The 15,415-nt window shown below is 61.8% G+C and carries 17 protein-coding genes; 15 read left to right on the forward strand and 2 right to left on the reverse strand.

Features of this window, described 5'->3' with window-relative positions; translation table 11 throughout:
• The first annotated feature begins 47 nt into the window (after nt 1–47).
• The 10 genes from purE (at nt 48) to H9Q75_RS03215 (ending at nt 9,366) form a co-directional block, all read left to right on the forward strand.
• Nucleotides 48–542, forward strand: a complete 495-nt coding sequence (purE, locus tag H9Q75_RS03170; protein ID WP_186564687.1) for a 5-(carboxyamino)imidazole ribonucleotide mutase — start codon at nt 48–50, stop codon at nt 540–542.
• A 1-nt stretch (nt 543) separates the two neighbouring features.
• On the forward strand, nt 544–1,263 hold the full coding sequence (gene purC, locus H9Q75_RS03175; RefSeq protein WP_186564688.1) for a phosphoribosylaminoimidazolesuccinocarboxamide synthase: 720 nt from the start codon (nt 544–546) through the stop codon (nt 1,261–1,263).
• 33 nt (nt 1,264–1,296) lie between these two features.
• Complete coding sequence (gene purF / locus H9Q75_RS03180; protein ID WP_186565015.1) at nt 1,297–2,721, forward strand: amidophosphoribosyltransferase; 1,425 nt, start codon at nt 1,297–1,299, stop codon at nt 2,719–2,721.
• The gene (purM, locus tag H9Q75_RS03185) at nt 2,718–3,761 is read left to right on the forward strand and encodes a phosphoribosylformylglycinamidine cyclo-ligase (protein ID WP_186564689.1); all 1,044 of its coding nucleotides are present in this window, start codon (nt 2,718–2,720) and stop codon (nt 3,759–3,761) included. The genes purF and purM overlap by 4 nt, the downstream gene beginning before the upstream one ends.
• Nucleotides 3,762–3,797: 36 nt before the next feature.
• Nucleotides 3,798–4,436, forward strand: coding sequence for a phosphoribosylglycinamide formyltransferase (gene purN, locus H9Q75_RS03190; RefSeq protein WP_186564690.1), 639 nt, complete (start codon nt 3,798–3,800; stop codon nt 4,434–4,436).
• Complete coding sequence (locus tag H9Q75_RS03195; RefSeq protein ID WP_243200653.1) at nt 4,433–5,146, forward strand: IMP cyclohydrolase; 714 nt, start codon at nt 4,433–4,435, stop codon at nt 5,144–5,146. Before purN ends, H9Q75_RS03195 begins: the two co-directional genes overlap by 4 nt.
• A gap of 2 nt (nt 5,147–5,148) precedes the next feature.
• Complete coding sequence (locus tag H9Q75_RS03200; protein WP_186564692.1) at nt 5,149–6,321, forward strand: phosphoribosylaminoimidazolecarboxamide formyltransferase; 1,173 nt, start codon at nt 5,149–5,151, stop codon at nt 6,319–6,321.
• A gap of 17 nt (nt 6,322–6,338) precedes the next feature.
• Nucleotides 6,339–7,100 carry a TraX family protein gene (locus tag H9Q75_RS03205; protein WP_243200654.1) on the forward strand — a complete coding sequence of 254 codons (762 nt, stop codon included), beginning with the start codon at nt 6,339–6,341 and terminating at the stop codon, nt 7,098–7,100.
• Between the two features lie 13 nt (nt 7,101–7,113).
• Nucleotides 7,114–8,370, forward strand: a complete 1,257-nt coding sequence (gene purD / locus H9Q75_RS03210; RefSeq protein WP_186564693.1) for a phosphoribosylamine--glycine ligase — start codon at nt 7,114–7,116, stop codon at nt 8,368–8,370.
• Nucleotides 8,371–8,556: 186 nt separating this feature from the next.
• Complete coding sequence (locus H9Q75_RS03215) at nt 8,557–9,366, forward strand: helix-turn-helix domain-containing protein (RefSeq protein WP_186564694.1); 810 nt, start codon at nt 8,557–8,559, stop codon at nt 9,364–9,366.
• Nucleotides 9,367–9,447: 81 nt separating this feature from the next.
• Here H9Q75_RS03215 and H9Q75_RS03220 read toward each other — a convergent pair whose 3' ends face one another.
• Together H9Q75_RS03220 and H9Q75_RS03225 are read right to left on the reverse strand one after the other, a co-directional pair.
• On the reverse strand, nt 9,448–10,170 hold the full coding sequence (locus H9Q75_RS03220; RefSeq protein WP_186564695.1) for a hypothetical protein: 723 nt from the start codon (nt 10,168–10,170) through the stop codon (nt 9,448–9,450).
• 144 nt (nt 10,171–10,314) lie between these two features.
• Nucleotides 10,315–10,833, reverse strand: coding sequence for a GNAT family N-acetyltransferase (locus tag H9Q75_RS03225; protein WP_341480891.1), 519 nt, complete (start codon nt 10,831–10,833; stop codon nt 10,315–10,317).
• Between the two features lie 193 nt (nt 10,834–11,026).
• Here H9Q75_RS03225 and H9Q75_RS03230 point away from each other — a divergent pair, with 193 nt between their 5' ends.
• From H9Q75_RS03230 to truA, 5 genes are all read left to right on the forward strand, one after another.
• The gene (locus tag H9Q75_RS03230) at nt 11,027–11,893 is read left to right on the forward strand and encodes a class I SAM-dependent methyltransferase (RefSeq protein WP_186564696.1); all 867 of its coding nucleotides are present in this window, start codon (nt 11,027–11,029) and stop codon (nt 11,891–11,893) included.
• A gap of 73 nt (nt 11,894–11,966) precedes the next feature.
• The gene (locus tag H9Q75_RS03235) at nt 11,967–12,845 is read left to right on the forward strand and encodes an energy-coupling factor transporter ATPase (protein ID WP_186564697.1); all 879 of its coding nucleotides are present in this window, start codon (nt 11,967–11,969) and stop codon (nt 12,843–12,845) included.
• Nucleotides 12,829–13,812, forward strand: coding sequence for an energy-coupling factor transporter ATPase (locus tag H9Q75_RS03240; protein WP_186564698.1), 984 nt, complete (start codon nt 12,829–12,831; stop codon nt 13,810–13,812). The genes H9Q75_RS03235 and H9Q75_RS03240 overlap by 17 nt, the downstream gene beginning before the upstream one ends.
• Nucleotides 13,813–14,625, forward strand: coding sequence for an energy-coupling factor transporter transmembrane component T family protein (locus H9Q75_RS03245; RefSeq protein ID WP_186564699.1), 813 nt, complete (start codon nt 13,813–13,815; stop codon nt 14,623–14,625). It begins immediately after the preceding gene.
• A gap of 39 nt (nt 14,626–14,664) precedes the next feature.
• Nucleotides 14,665–15,414 (forward strand): tRNA pseudouridine(38-40) synthase TruA, encoded by a 750-nt coding sequence (gene truA / locus H9Q75_RS03250; protein WP_186564700.1) that lies wholly within the window; start codon nt 14,665–14,667, stop codon nt 15,412–15,414.
• The last annotated feature ends 1 nt before the right edge of the window (nt 15,415 follow it).

The raw sequence follows: 15,415 nt of genomic DNA on the forward strand, positions 1-15,415 counted from the left end.
TTATTTTTTTGCTGTGCAAAAATCAATTGTTTTTAAGGAGGTTTCTTATGCCCAGAAAAGTTGCCGTCATTATGGGATCGGATTCCGATCTGGACGCCATGCGTCCCTGTATCAATCGCCTCAAAGCCTTTGGAATTCCCACACAGGTCCGCATAATCTCCGCCCACCGCACCCCCGCCGCCGCGGAGCGCTTTGCCGCCAACGCCCTGGAGGAGGGCTTTGGCGTTATTATCGCCGCCGCCGGCAAGGCCGCTCATCTGGCGGGCGTTCTGGCCGCGTACACCACCCTGCCGGTGATCGGCGTGCCTATGAAAACCAGTCTGATGGGCGGGATGGACAGCCTGCTGTCCATGGTCCAGATGCCCAAGGGCATACCGGTGGCCTGCGTGGCGGTGGACGGGGCGGACAACGCCGCCATCCTGGCCGCCCAGATGCTGGCGCTGAGTGACGACGCACTGATGGACAAGCTGGCCCAGTTCAAGGCGGGCATGGCCGCCGAGGTTATGGAAAAAGATCAGAACATACAGCTGGAGGAATTTTAAGATGGGTTTCGAAAAAAGGGAGCAGCTTTACGAGGGCAAGGCCAAGAAGGTCTATGCCACCGGCGACCCCGAGGTGGTCATTGTCTCCTATAAAGATGACGCCACCGCCTTCAACGGCCTGAAAAAGGGTACCATCACCGGAAAGGGCGCCATCAACAACCGCATGACCAACAACCTGATGCGCCGTCTGGAGGCCGCTGGGGTGCCCACACACTATGTGCAAGAACTCAGCGACCGGGAGACCGCCGTGAAAAAGGTCTCCATCGTCCCCCTGGAGGTCATCATCCGCAACATCTCCGCCGGCTCCTTTGCCAAACGCTACGGGGTGTCGGAGGGTATCTTGTTCGATACGCCCACCATTGAGTTCTCCTACAAGAACGACGAGCTGGGAGACCCCCTAATCAACCGCTATCACGCCCTGGCCCTGAAGCTGGCTACGGCGGAGGAGCTGGATCAGATTCAGGACTACGCCTTCCGGGTCAACGATCTGCTTCGCGGCTTTCTGAAGGAAATCGGCATTGACCTGGTGGATTTCAAGCTGGAATTCGGCAAGACCTCCGACGGGACCATCGTCCTGGCCGACGAAATCTCCCCCGATACCTGCCGCCTGTGGGATGAGACCACCCATGAGAAGTTGGACAAGGACCGTTTCCGCCGGGACCTGGGCGGGGCCGAGGAGGCCTACGAAGAGGTCATGCGCCGGCTCATGGGGGATCAATAAGTGAAGCAGACCCGACTTTCCACGCGCTTCCCTATGGACGACCATGTTCATGAGGAGTGCGGCGTGTTTGGCATCGCCGTCCCGCCGGAATCCGGCCTCTCCCCAGCCCAGGAGGCCTACGTGGCCCTTTTTGCCCTCCAGCACCGGGGGCAGGAGGCCTGCGGCATCGCGGTAAACAATAAGGGGGTCATCCGCTGTCACAAGGATGTAGGCCTGGTGGGCGAGGTCTTTCCCCCTACGGTGCTGGACTCCTTACCCGGATCCATGGCGGTAGGGCATGTGCGCTACTCCACCACCGGCCGGCAGACCAGGGACAACGCCCAGCCGGTGTGCATTACCCATATCAAAGGCAACCTGGCCGTGGCCCATAACGGAAACCTGGTCAACGCCGGCCAGCTGCGGCGTGAGATTGAGCTGGCCGGCGGCATCTTTCACTCCTCCAGCGATACCGAGGTGCTGGCCTACACCATCGTCCGGGAACGGCTTCAGGCCGCTTCTATCGAGGAGGCGGTGGTGCGCACCATGGAACGTATCCAGGGGGCTTATTCTCTGGTCATTATGTCCGCCCGCAAGCTGATTGCCGTGCGGGATCCCCATGGCTTCCGTCCCCTTTGCATTGGCAGGTCCTCTTGCGGCGCGTGGATCTTTGCCTCTGAAACCTGCGCCCTGGACGCCCTGGGGGCGGAATTTGTGCGGGATGTGGAACCCGGCGAGGTCTGTGTGGTGGAGGGCGGCCAGCTGCGCAGCCTTCACTGCGGCATCCAGGCTGTTCCCTCCGCCTGCGTCTTTGAGTATATCTACTTTGCCCGGCCCGACTCGGTAATCGATGGGGCCTCGGTGGAACTGGCCCGGCAGGAGGCAGGAAAATACCTCTCTCTGGAACACCCGGTGGGGGCTGACCTAGTGATTGGCGTACCCGACTCCGGCATTCCCGCCGCCATCGGCTACGCCAAATGCTCCGGCATCCCCTACGGCGTTGGGCTCATCAAAAACCGCTATGTAGCCCGCACCTTTATCCAGCCCGGCCAGTCCAGCCGGGAGCAATCCGTGCGCCTAAAGCTCAATGCCCTGCGGGAGGCGGTGAACGGCAAGCGCCTGATCCTGGTGGACGATTCCATCGTCCGGGGCACCACCTCCGCCCGACTGGTCCGGATTCTGCGGGATGCCGGGGCGACAGAGGTTCATATGCGCATCTCCGCGCCTCCCTTCCGCCACCCCTGCTTCTTCGGCACCGACATTCCGGACCGGGAGCTCCTTCTGGCCCACAACCGGACCGTGGAGGAGATGCGAGAGATTATCGGCGTAGACTCCCTAGGTTTTCTCTCTCTGGACTCCGTCCGCCGTATCGCGGTGGGCGCCCGGTGCGGCTGTTGCGACGCGTGTTTTTCCGGCCATTACCCCCTGGAGGTGCCGGAGGTAACGGACAAAAACATCTTTGAAAGTGAGATTGAGCCATGAGGGATAGCCATTCTGAAAGTTACAAGGCCGCCGGGGTCGACGTCACTGCCGGGTATGAGGCCGTGGAGCGCATCAAGCCCCTGGTGGAGTCCACCTACATTCCAGGCGTGATGGGCACCCTGGGCGGCTTCGGCGGCCTGTTTGCCCCCGATGTGTCCGGGATGAAGCGCCCGGTGCTGGTCTCCGGCACCGACGGCGTGGGCACCAAGCTGAAGCTGGCCTTTTTGATGGACAAGCACGACACCGTGGGTATCGACTGCGTGGCCATGTGCGTCAACGATATTGTGTGCTCCGGCGCCGCCCCCCTCTTCTTCCTGGACTACTTGGCCGTGGGGAAAAATGTTCCCAGCCGGATTGAGGCCATCGTCTCCGGTGTGACCGAGGGCTGCCGCCAGGCGGGCTGCGCCCTGATCGGCGGTGAGACCGCCGAGATGCCCGGCTTCTATCCGGACGACGAGTACGACCTTGCCGGCTTCTCCGTGGGCCTGGCTGATGAAGCGAACATGCTGGACGGCTCCGCCCTGCAGGAGGGGGATCTGCTCATCGGCCTGGGCTCCTCCGGCGTGCACTCCAACGGCTTTTCCCTGGTGCGCAAGGTGTTCGGCATTGACAGCAAGGCCGTTCTGGACCAGAACTTTCCAGAGCTGGGCTGCACGCTGGGAGAGGAGCTACTCAAGCCCACCCGCATCTATGTGCGGGCCGTTCGCTGCATGCTCCATCACGGGATCGCCATCCGGGCCATCAGCCATATCACCGGCGGCGGTCTCTATGAGAATGTGCCCCGGATGATGAAGGAGGGCCTCACCGCCCGCATCCAGAAGTCCGCCTTCCCGGTGCCCCCCATCTTTGAGCTGATCGCCAAGACCGGGAAGATTCCGGAGCGAGACATGTACAACACTTTTAATATGGGCGTGGGCCTGGTTGTGGCCATTCCCAGGGAGCAGGTGGGCGACGCCCTGGATCTGCTGGCCAAGGCCGGTGAGCGCGCCTATGTCATCGGCTCGGTGGTAAAGGGCGGATCCGGGGTGGAATTGGTGTAAGAGGGCTCTTTTAACTCTCTAGGAATGAGGTGCATTATGGTACGCATCGCTGTGCTGGTTTCCGGCGGCGGAACCAATCTCCAGGCCCTGCTGGACGCCCAGGCCCGCGGGACGCTGCAGAACGGCTCCATTGCTGCCGTCCTCTCCTCCCGGCCGGACGCCTACGCCCTGGAACGGGCCAGAGCCGCCGGCATCCCCGGATACGTGGTGGCCCGGAAGGACTTTCCCTCCAACCGGGAGATGACCCTGGCCCTGGTGCGGCAGCTGAAGGAGCTGCGCATCGGGCTGGTGGTGCTGGCGGGCTTTCTGCACATTCTCACGGAGGAGATGGTGCAGGCCTATCCCAACGCGATCCTCAACGTCCACCCCGCCCTGATCCCATCCTTCTGCGGGGCCGGATACTACGGACTTCACGTCCACGAGCGGGCTCTGGCGTACGGGGTTAAAATCACCGGCGCCACCGTTCATTTTGTGAATGAGGAGCCGGACGGCGGCCCCATCGTCCTGCAAAAGGCGGTACAAGTTCTGGAGGGAGATACGCCGGAGCTTCTGCAGCGCCGGGTGATGGAACAGGCAGAATGGGTCATCCTGCCCCGAGCCGTGTCCCTCTTCTGCCAGGGCCGCCTGCGGGTGGAAGGCCGGCACGTAACGATTTTAGAGGAGGAAACGCCTTGAAAACCTATGATCTGCCCGCGCTCCTGCGGGAAAACGCCTACCCCGGCCGAGGCATCGTGCTGGGCCGCTCCCGGGACAACCGGTATGGGGTCGTCGCCTATTTCATTATGGGCCGCAGCGAAAACAGCCGCAACCGGATCTTTGTAGAGACCCCGGACGGGATCCGGACCCAGGCCTTTGACCCGTCCAAAATGACGGACCCCTCACTCATTATCTACGCCCCGGTGCGGGTGTTCGGCAGCTCCACCATCGTCACCAACGGAGATCAGACCGACACGGTGCGGGAGGGGCTGGCTGCGGGCAAATCCTTCGCCGAATCCTTGCGCACCCGCATCTTTGAGCCCGATGCCCCCAACTACACCCCCCGGATTTCCGGGCTGATGGAGCGCGGCGGCGGCTATACGCTGTCTATTTTGAAGAGTGCTGGCGGCGACCCTGGCTCCTGCCGCAGGTATTTCTACGAGTACGAGTGCCCCCTGGCCGGCCAGGGGCATTTTATCCACACCTATGCGGGCGACGGCAATCCTCTGCCCTCCTTTGAGGGGGAGCCGGAGCAGGTGTCGATCGACGCCCCGGACGCCCGGTCCTTTGCCGACCTTCTGTGGTCCAGCCTGAACCCGGACAACAAGGTCGCCCTCTTCGTGCGCTACATTAACCTGGCCGGCGGAGCGTGGGAGAGCGTCATCATCAACAAGCATCAGGAGGTGTGAACATGACGGAACTGGAACTGAAATACGGCTGCAACCCCAACCAGAAGCCCGCCCGCATCTTTATGGAGTCCGGTCAGCTGCCCATCCGGGTGCTCAACGGCAAGCCGGGCTATATCAACTTTATGGATGCCTTCAACTCCTGGCAGCTGGTCCGGGAGCTCAAGGCCGCCACCGGCCTGCCCGCCGCGGCCTCCTTCAAGCACGTCTCCCCCGCCGGGGCCGCTGTGGGCGCCCCGCTGAGCGAAGTGGAGCGGAAGATCTACTTTGCCGAGGGTATGGACCTCTCCCCCATCGCCTGCGCCTATGTAAAGGCCCGGGGGGCCGACCGCCTGTGCTCCTACGGAGACTGGGCCGCCCTAAGCGATGTGTGCGACGCGTCCACCGCCCGCTACCTGGCCCTGGAGGTGTCCGACGGGGTGATCGCCCCCGGCTATACCGACGAGGCCCTGTCCATCCTCAAAACCAAGCGCAAGGGCGGCTACAACGTAGTGCAGATGGACCCGGACTATGTGCCCAGGGCCGTGGAGCACAAGGATGTGTTCGGCATCACCTTTGAGCAGGGCCGCAACGATTTCGCCATCACCCCCGCCCTGCTGGAGCACATTGTCACCGAAAACCGCGACCTGCCGGAGCAGGCGAAGCGGGACCTGGTGCTCTCCCTGATTACCCTCAAGTACACCCAGTCCAACTCGGTCTGCTACGCCAAGGACGGCCAGGCCATCGGCGTGGGCGCGGGCCAACAGAGCCGCATCCACTGTACCCGCCTGGCGGGCGTCAAGGCGGACAACTGGCTGCTGCGGCAGCACCCCAAGGCGCTTGCACTCCAGTTTGTGGAGGACATCCGCCGCCCGGACCGGGACAATGCCATTGACGTGTACCTCTCTGACGAGTGGGAGGATATTCTAGCGGAAGGCGTGTGGCAGAACACCTTCCGCACCCGCCCTGAGCCCCTCACGCACCAGGAGAAAAAGGACTGGATCGCCCGGCAGACCAGGGTCAGTGTGGGTTCCGACGCCTTCTTCCCCTTCGGCGACAACGTGGAGCGGGCCCGCAAGTCCGGCGTGTCCTACATCGCCCAGCCCGGCGGCAGCATCCGGGACGACCACGTCATCGACACCTGCAACAAATACGGCATCGTCATGGCCTTTACCGGCATGCGGCTGTTCCACCACTGATGGAAAGGCGCTTTGGCATGAGCGCGGCCGCCCTGAAGTACTTTGCCGCGCTCTTCATGCTGGTGGACCATGCGGATATGGTGTTCCATCTCATGGGCGGCTTCGTGGGGCCGGAGAGCCTGCTCTACTATCTGCCGCGGTATATCGGCCGTCTGTCCTTCCCCATCTTTGCCTATTTCGTAGCCGAAGGCTGCCGCCGCACCCACTATTTTCCCAAATATCTGCTGCGGCTGGGCGTTTTCTCCGCCGTGGCCCAATTGCCCTTTTCCCTGGCCTCCGGCATACGGGGAGGCAGCGTTATCCTCACGTTCTTTCTGGCGGCCGCAGCCGTGTTCTGCTTTGAGCGGCTGAGCCGGAGGGAGAACGCCAGCCCCGCACTGGCTCTTCTCCCCCTGCTGGGGGCCTGCGCGCTGGCCCTGCTGCTGAACACGGACTACGGCTTTCCAGGCGTTATGCTGGTATTCTCTCTCTATCTATGCGGTGAGAACCGGAAGCGCCTGCTGCTGTGCCTGGGCGTCGGGCTGGCCCTCATTTACTTGGTCTATCAGCCGCTGACCGGCCTGCTCTCCATGCCGGTGCTGCAGCCCGAACTTATGGGCGCCTATCTGAGGCAGACCATGCCCCTGAGCATCCTCTATACCCTGGCGTCCGGTGCCTCTGTGCTGCTGCTGGCCCAATACGACGGCCGCCTGGGGGTGCAGAGCAAATGGTTTTTCTACTGGTTTTACCCGCTGCACCTGCTGGCGCTGTGGGGCATTAAGCTGCTGATCGCAGCCTAAAGGAGGCTTTGCCATGAAGGTTCTTGTGGTAGGCGGCGGCGGGCGGGAGCACGCCATTGTGTGGGCCCTCTCCAAAAGCCGCAAAGTAAAAAAACTTTACTGTGCGCCTGGCAACGGCGGTATTGCCGCACAGGCGGAATGTATCGCTATTCCGGCCACCGATGTGGCAGCCATGGTGGCCTGGGCCAGGGAAAACGCCGTGGATTTTGTCGTGGTCGCCCCCGATGATCCGCTGGCCCTAGGCATGGTAGACGCTATGGAGGCGGCGGGGATTCCCGCCTTCGGCCCCCAGGCGGCGGCCGCGGTTGTGGAGGCCAGCAAGATTTTCTCAAAAAATCTGATGGAGAAATACCACATCCCAACCGCAAAGTATAAGGCCTTTACAGATATGGAGGCCGCTCTGGCCTATGTGGAGGACCAGGGCGCGCCTATTGTGGTCAAGGCGGACGGTCTGGCCCTGGGCAAGGGTGTGGTGGTGGCCCAGAGCGTGGACGAGGCCAAGGACGCGGTGCGCTCCATGATGGCGGACGGCCGGTTCGGCGCGGCCGGCTCCAGGCTGGTCATCGAGGAGTGCATGACCGGGCCCGAGGTGACGGTGCTATCCTTCTGCGATGGGAAGCACCTTGTCCCCATGCCCTCCAGTCAGGACCATAAGCGGGCCTATGACGGCAACCAGGGTCCCAACACCGGCGGCATGGGCGCCATCTCCCCCTCCCCTCACTACACCCCCGAGATCGCCCGGCGCTGTATGGAGGAGATTTTTCTCCCCACTGTGGCAGCGCTGAACGCCGAGGGCCGCCCCTTTCAGGGGGTTTTGTACTTCGGTCTGATGCTCACGCCCGACGGCCCCAAGGTAGTGGAGTACAATGCCCGCTTTGGTGATCCGGAGTGCCAGGCTGTGCTCTCCCTGCTGGACAGCGATCTGATGGAGATCTTCGAGGCCTGCCGCGACGGCAGCCTGGACCGGCTGGACATCCGCTGGAAGAACGCCGCCGCCTGCTGCCTGGTGCTGGCTTCCGGCGGCTACCCCGGCTCCTATGAGAAGGGCTACCCTATCTCCGGTTTGGAGGAGGCCGGCAGGACCGCAGTGGTGTTTCACGCCGGTACAAAGCTCGGCCCGGACGGCGCGGTGCTCACCAGCGGCGGCCGTGTGCTGGGCGTGACGGCCACTGGCGGGGACCTGGCCGAGGCCATCGGCTGCGCCTATCATTCCGCAAAGTATATTCACTTTACAGGTATGCAGTTCCGACGGGACATTGGGCGGGTCTGAAATTGAGCACAGCGGTGCGTCCCAGAGGGGCGCGCCGCTGTGCTCAGTTCGGCTCTCTCGCCCTTCCGCCTTAAATTCGGTGTCAATTTACCCTACGCAACCGCTGGTTGTCAGATTGGACGCCCTTCTTGGTGGCGCTGCTGCCAGTTGTTTTGCTAAAATAGCTCCGCAAAGGAGGACAAATCCATGAACTTTCCAAACCGTCTCTATCGCCTGCGCCGGGAACGGGGCGTCTCTCAGGAGGATCTGGCCAATGTGGTGGGAGTCTCCCGCCAAGCGGTACAAAAATGGGAGTCCGGCGCATCCCGTCCGGATATGGACAATTTAATCGCGCTGGCCGATTATTTTCAGGTCAGCCTGGACCATTTGATCCTCGGGACAGAGGGTTCCCCATCCGAGGCTCTCTCCCACTCACGGGCTTTCCCGGCCCGGGGCATGTCTGTGCCCCTCTTTGAATATAAGAGCAGCCGCACCCTCTTCGGCCTTCCTCTGGTCCATATTTGCTGGGGTCTAGGTATATGCCGCGCCAAAGGAGTCGTCGCCATGGGCAATGTGGCCACCGGCCTGCTGGCTGTGGGCGGCCTCTCCGCCGGCCTGATCAGCGCGGGTGGCCTCTCCTTCGGACTGCTGGCCCTGGGTGGGATTGCCGGCGGAGCAGCCGCTCTGGGCGGGCTGGCACTCGGATTGCTGGCCTTCGGCGGCTGCGCCATTGGATTGCTCGCCATCGGCGGGTGCGCCGTGGGGCTATATGCAGCCGGGGGCGCTGTATACGGCGCCGCTATGGCCGTGGGCGGCTCGGTCTCCTCCCCCAATGTGGCCATCGGGGAAACCGTGTCCGGCGGACCGGCGGTCTTCTTCCTTCTGGAGAACCTGCGCGATCGGATCAGCCAAAACGGCTATCAATCCGAAATCAACGCCCTGCTCCGGGTGCTTCCCTCCTATCTCCCCTCCACCCCCCAGTGGCTCATCCGACTGCTGCTGCGGTTTGGAGTATAGCACACCGTTCCTTTTACAAGCAGAAGAAAGCCGGGCGCGGGAGGCAGGTCCTCCCGCGCCCGGCTATTTTGTCAGCTCTATTCAGAGCGCTTCCTCCAGCGGAAGCGGCTCTGGCATCCGGTGCCCCCGCTCCTGAAACTGTTCCACAATCCCGGATAGCGTCTGCCCCTGCTGGGCAAACACGGTATTCAGTCCCTCCAGCGTCCGGCTCATCTGTTCCAATCCGCCGGAGGTCTGGTTCACCGTCCGCTGCAGCTCCTCCCGTGCCTGCTCATAGCTCTCCTGAACCTTCTGCAGCCACTGCCGGGTCTCCTCCCGGATACGGTCCGCCCGCTCATCCGCCTCATTCTGGATGCCCTGGGCCCGCTGATGCGCCTCCAGCTCAATCCCCGCAGTGCGGTCCTTCAGTCTTTCATAGGCCTGCGCGGACGGCTCCAGCTGGGCGATGCGGCCCTGGGCCTGATTCAGCTGTTCTTCCGCATCGGCCAGTCGCTCCCGAAGGGCGGCCAGCTCCCGCTGGGCCTCCTCCGCGTCATGGCGCGCCTGCTCCTCCGCCTGCCGCAGCGTCTCCCCTTCCCGTTCCAGCTGTGCCACCTGGTCCCGCAGAATCTCCGCAGTCCGGCCGCACTCCGCCCTTTCCTCTTCCATTGCCAGTCTGGCCTTGGAGGCCTCCTCCAGCTCCTGGCGCAGGGCCTCCATCTGTTGTGTATGTTCCCGGTTGGTCCTGTCGATATACTCCAGCACATCCTGCTTCTGGAATCCTCCAAAGGCTGCGGTCCGGAACTGCATTTCTACAGCGCTCATGGCGGGCACCTCATCTCTATAGAATCAACGTCATTTTACCACAATTTCCGCACCAGCACAATCATTTCCGCCAGAAATCGCTCAAACTGCCCCTGCACAAAAGGGGATCGTCCTCCCAAGGCAACTATCCCGTGGACCATCCTCTTATGTAAACGCCCGGTCCATCACCCGCTCGTGAAGATACCGCGCAAATGCGTTGTATTCTTCCCGGGAAATCCGCCCCGGCCAAGTCATGACCACAAGCTCATGCCCGCTATTCCCCCAGTGATAGGGCGGATGGATATGCTCATATGGATTCTCCGCAAAACCGCAACGCTCATAAAAGCCTTTTCTGCGCCTAGAAAGCTCGTCCACCGGCGGATCAATTTCCAGGATCAGCGTCTTGTGCGCTTCTTCCAGCATGGACAACACCCTCCGGCCATATCCCTTATTCCGCACCTCCGGAAGGGTGCATAAATGCTCAATGTAAATATTCGTTTCCCATTCCCAATACAAAACCAGACCCACAAAGACACCTTCATCACATACCAGTGTGAAGTGGTACTCATCATCCTCTAAAATTCTCCTCTGGCCGGAAAACTGCCACGGTACAGGTCCATCGCCCTGTGATACAGCGGATGGGTGCTGTCTGCTATGCGTTCCAAATTCATCTTTTTTCTCCAAATATCCCAATTCATTACGTATACGATATTAAGTATATTATATCATGCAGACTAACCGCTTTCAAGGGCGGCTGGCCGCTGGTCGTCTCCAGGTCATACGGTAGAGGGAGACTGTTGTCTCATTATTGACGGTCTGAAAGCCTAGTGATATAATGGGATGATTATGACATTGACTATGGGGCGTGTAAAACAATATGTGGATTTCTGATCACTGGAAGGACTACGAGCTGCTGGACTGCGGCGGTGGGGAGCGGCTGGAGCGCTGGGGGAAGTATCTGCTGGTGCGCCCCGATCCCCAGGCAATCTGGCGGCCGGAGGGGACACACCCCGGCTGGCAGCGTTGCGACGGGCGCTATCAGCGCTCCCCCTCGGGCGGCGGACAGTGGAGCAAAAAGGACCTGCCTGAGCGTTGGAGTGTGGATTATGGTCCCCTCATCTTCAACATCAAACCTATGAATTTCAAGCACACCGGGCTCTTTCCGGAGCAGGCGGCCAACTGGGATTTCGCCATGGAGCGCATCCGCTCGGCCAGGCGGCCCATCCGTGTGCTCAATCTGTTCGCGTACACAGGCGGGGCCACGGCGGCCTGCGCCGCGGCGGGAGCCTCCGTGTGCCATGTGGATGCGGCCCGGGGTATGGTGGCCTGGGCCAGGGAGAACGCCAGGTCCTCCGGCCTGGAGAGCGCCCCCATCCGCTGGATTGTGGACGACTGCGGCAAATTTGTCGAGCGGGAGATCCGTCGGGGGCGGCAGTACGATGCGGTTATCATGGACCCGCCCTCTTATGGCCGCGGCCCCTCCGGAGAGGTGTGGAAGCTGGAGGAGAATCTGCCTGCTTTTGTGGAGCTTGTGGCCGGGGTCCTCTCGGACAATCCCCTGTTTTTCCTGATCAACTCCTACACCACCGGTCTCTCCGCCTCGGTGCTCACCTACCTGCTGGAGACCATCGTCTCCCGCCGGTTCGGCGGTCACACCGAGAGCCAGGAGCTGGGCCTGCACGTCTCCGCCACCGGGCTGGCTCTGCCCGCCGGGGCCACGGGTCGGTGGATGGCGTCGCCATAGTACCGCAATGCTCCCCACGAGCTCTGGCTGCCGGACGCGTGCGGGGACCTGAATCTGCAAACGAGGTAATTTCATGGACCAGGCGATTATCAAAACCAAAGATCTGCGCTTCTCCTATCCCTCCGAGGAGGGGGTGGCCCTTCTGGTGCTGGACGGGGTGAATCTGGAGATCCAGCAGGGCTCTTTTGTGGCTGTGCTGGGTCACAACGGCTCCGGAAAATCCACTCTGGCCAAGCATATGAACGCTATTCTGCTGCCCACCGGCGGCGCGGTATATGTGGACGGTATGGACACCGCGGACGAGGCGCGGCTGCTGGACATCCGGCGCACCGTGGGTATGGTATTCCAGAATCCGGACAACCAGATTGTGGCTAATGTGGTGGAAGAGGATGTGGCCTTCGCCCCGGAGAATCTGGGCGTTCCCCCGGAGGAAATCCGCCGCCGGGTGGACGAGGCTCTCAGGCAGGTGGACATGTATGAATACCGGGAGCACGCACCCCACCTCCTCTCCGGCGGCCAAAAGCAACGGGTGGCTATCGCCGGCGTCATTGCCATGCGCCCCCGGTGCATCGTGCTGGACGAGCCCACCGCCATGCTGGACCCCATCGGCCGCGCCGAGGTGCTGCGCACCATTCAGGCGCTGAACCGGGAGAGCGGGGTGACGGTGGTGCTCATCACCCACCATATGGACGAGGCCGCCCAGGCCGACCGGCTGGTGGTCATGGCCGGCGGCCGGATCGTGGCCGACGGCGCCCCGCGGGCAGTGTTCCAGCGCGTGGAGGAGCTGAAGTCCGTGGGGCTCACCGTGCCCGAGACCATTCAGCTTTTGTGGCATCTGCGCCAGGCGGGGCTGGACGTCCCCCTGGACGCCCTGAGCGACGAGGAGTGCGCACAGGCGCTGTTTCAACTTTTAAGCGGCAAGGAAGGAAAAGGCTTTGGAAGCGATTCTTGAAACCCACAAGCTCACCCATGTTTACTCCGCCGGCACCCCCTTTGAGCACGCCGCCCTGACCGATGTGGATTTTACCGCATACCGGGGGGAGTATCTGGGGGTCATCGGGCGCACCGGTTCGGGCAAGTCCACCCTGATCCAGCATCTCAACGGACTTTTGAAGCCTACCTCGGGACAGGTGCGCTTTGAAGGCCGGGACATCTGGGAGAGCAAAGCGCGCACCCGCCAGACACGCTTTCAGGTGGGGCTGGTGTTTCAGTACCCGGAGTATCAGCTCTTTGAGGAGACGGTCTATCAGGACATCTCCTTCGGTCCCAGAAACATGGGGCTGGACGAGGGTGAAGTCGACCGCCGGGTGCGGCAGGCCGCGGCCTTTGTGGGTCTGAGTGAACAGGCGCTGGAGCAGTCCCCCTTTGAGCTTTCCGGCGGCCAAAAGCGGCGGGTAGCGATTGCCGGCGTCATCGCTATGGAGCCCTCTGTGCTGGTGTTGGACGAGCCCACCGCCGGTCTGGACCCGGTGGGTGTGGAAAGCATTCTTTCCAACATCCGGGACTACCACCGGGCGAAAAACGCCACCATCATCCTGGTCTCCCACTCCATGGACCAGGTGGCCCGCACCGTGGACCGTCTGGTGGTGGTGGAAAACGGTCGTATTCCCTTTACCGGCGCGCCCCGGGAGGTATTTGCCCACGGGGCGGAGCTGGCGCGCATGGGCCTGGGCGTGCCCGCCATGACCCGCGTCTTCCACCGGCTGCGCGCTATGGGCGTAGACATCGACCCGTCGGTGTACACCGTGGAGCAGGCCAGGGACGCCATTTTGGCTAAACTCGATCGGGGTCCCCACAAAGCCGGACAGCGACTTTGTGGGGAGGGGAAGAAGGAGCCTGCGGATATGGAATTTTCAGCATCCCTGGCTGAAAATGGAATGGAACATACTCCTTCTGACGAGGGAAAGGGGGCGGAGTAAATGGCCCTGAAGGACATTACGCTGGGGCAGTACTTCCCCGGCTCCACCGTCCTGCACCGGCTGGATCCCCGCACCAAGCTGGTGGGTACTGTAGCCTATATTGTGGCCCTCTTCCTGGCCAAACAGCTGGTCTCCTACGGGATTTTGCTTGTGCTTCTGGCCGTCCTCATCGCCGTATCCAAGGTAGGGCTGAAGGCCATTGTGCGTGGGATGAAGCCCGTGCTGGTCATTGTCATCATTACTGCGGTGCTCAACCTGTTCTATACCTCCGGAGGCGGTACGCCGCTCGTGCAGTTCTGGATTTTTAAAATCTACCCCGAAGGTATCTGGGCCGCTGTTTTCATGGTGCTGCGCATCTTTATGCTGATTACATGTACCTTCCTGCTCACCTACACCACCTCCCCCATCATGCTGACAGACGGCCTGGAGCGGCTGCTGGGCCCCCTGAAGCGGATCGGCCTGCCGGTCCATGAGCTGTCCATGATGATGTCCATCGCCCTGCGGTTCATCCCCACCCTGATAGAGGAGACGGATAAGATCATGTCCGCCCAAAAGGCCAGGGGCGCGGACTTTGACACCGGCAATCTGATGCAGAAGGCCAAGGCCCTGCTTCCCCTGCTGGTGCCCCTGTTCATCTCCGCCTTCCGCCGGGCGGACGAGCTGGCCACCGCCATGGAGTGCCGCTGCTACCACGGCGGCGAGGGCCGCACCCGTCTGCGCCAATTGAAGCTGCGGGGCATGGACATCGCCTTTCTGGCGGGCTGCCTGACCCTTTGCGTGGGAATCGGCGTGCTGCGGTATTTGGGTCTATAACCCATGCTTTATAAAATTTTTATGAGAGTTTAAAGCTTTATGAGGAACATTGCGCTAAAATTAATGTATGTAGGCACGGCCTATCACGGATGGCAGGTCCAAAAAAACGCCGTGACCGTGGCTGAGACCCTGGAAAAGGCTCTGGCCACCGTGGTATGCCATCCGGTCAAATGCACCGGGGCCGGGCGCACAGACGCCGGGGTCCACGCGGAGGTCTACATCGCCAATTTCCGCACCCATTCCAAAATCCCCTGTGAGCGCATCCCTCTGGCGGTGAATACCCGCCTGCCCGAGGACATTGTGGTGGTAAAGGCCACTGAGGTGCCGGAGTCGTTTAACGCCATCGGCTCCTGCCTGAAGAAGGAGTATACCTACCGCATCTACAATTCCCGGCTGGGGAATGCGTTTTATGTCAACCGTGCTTGGTTCTATCCCAAGCGTCTGGACGAGGCGGTGATGCGGCGGGCGGCCAGCCACTTTGTGGGCACCCACGATTTCGCCGCTGTCCGCTCTGTGGGCACACAGACCAAAACAACCGTGCGCACGGTCCACTATTTCGACGTAGTCCGCAGCGGAGATCTGATTGAATGTAAGGTATGCGCCGACGGCTTTTTGTACAACATGGTACGGGCCATGGTGGGCACCTGCATCTATGCTGCTGAGGGAAAGTTTTCCCCAGACGACGTGCCCGCTATTCTGGAGGGTAAATGCCGCACCGCCGCAGGCCCCACCGCGCCGCCGGGCGGACTATACATGACCAGACTCTGGTACAATGAGGATGTTTTATAAG

The sequence above is a fragment of the Lawsonibacter celer genome (assembly GCF_014281125.1).
In the GTDB taxonomy this organism is placed as follows: Bacteria; Bacillota; Clostridia; order Oscillospirales; family Oscillospiraceae; genus Lawsonibacter_B; species Lawsonibacter_B celer.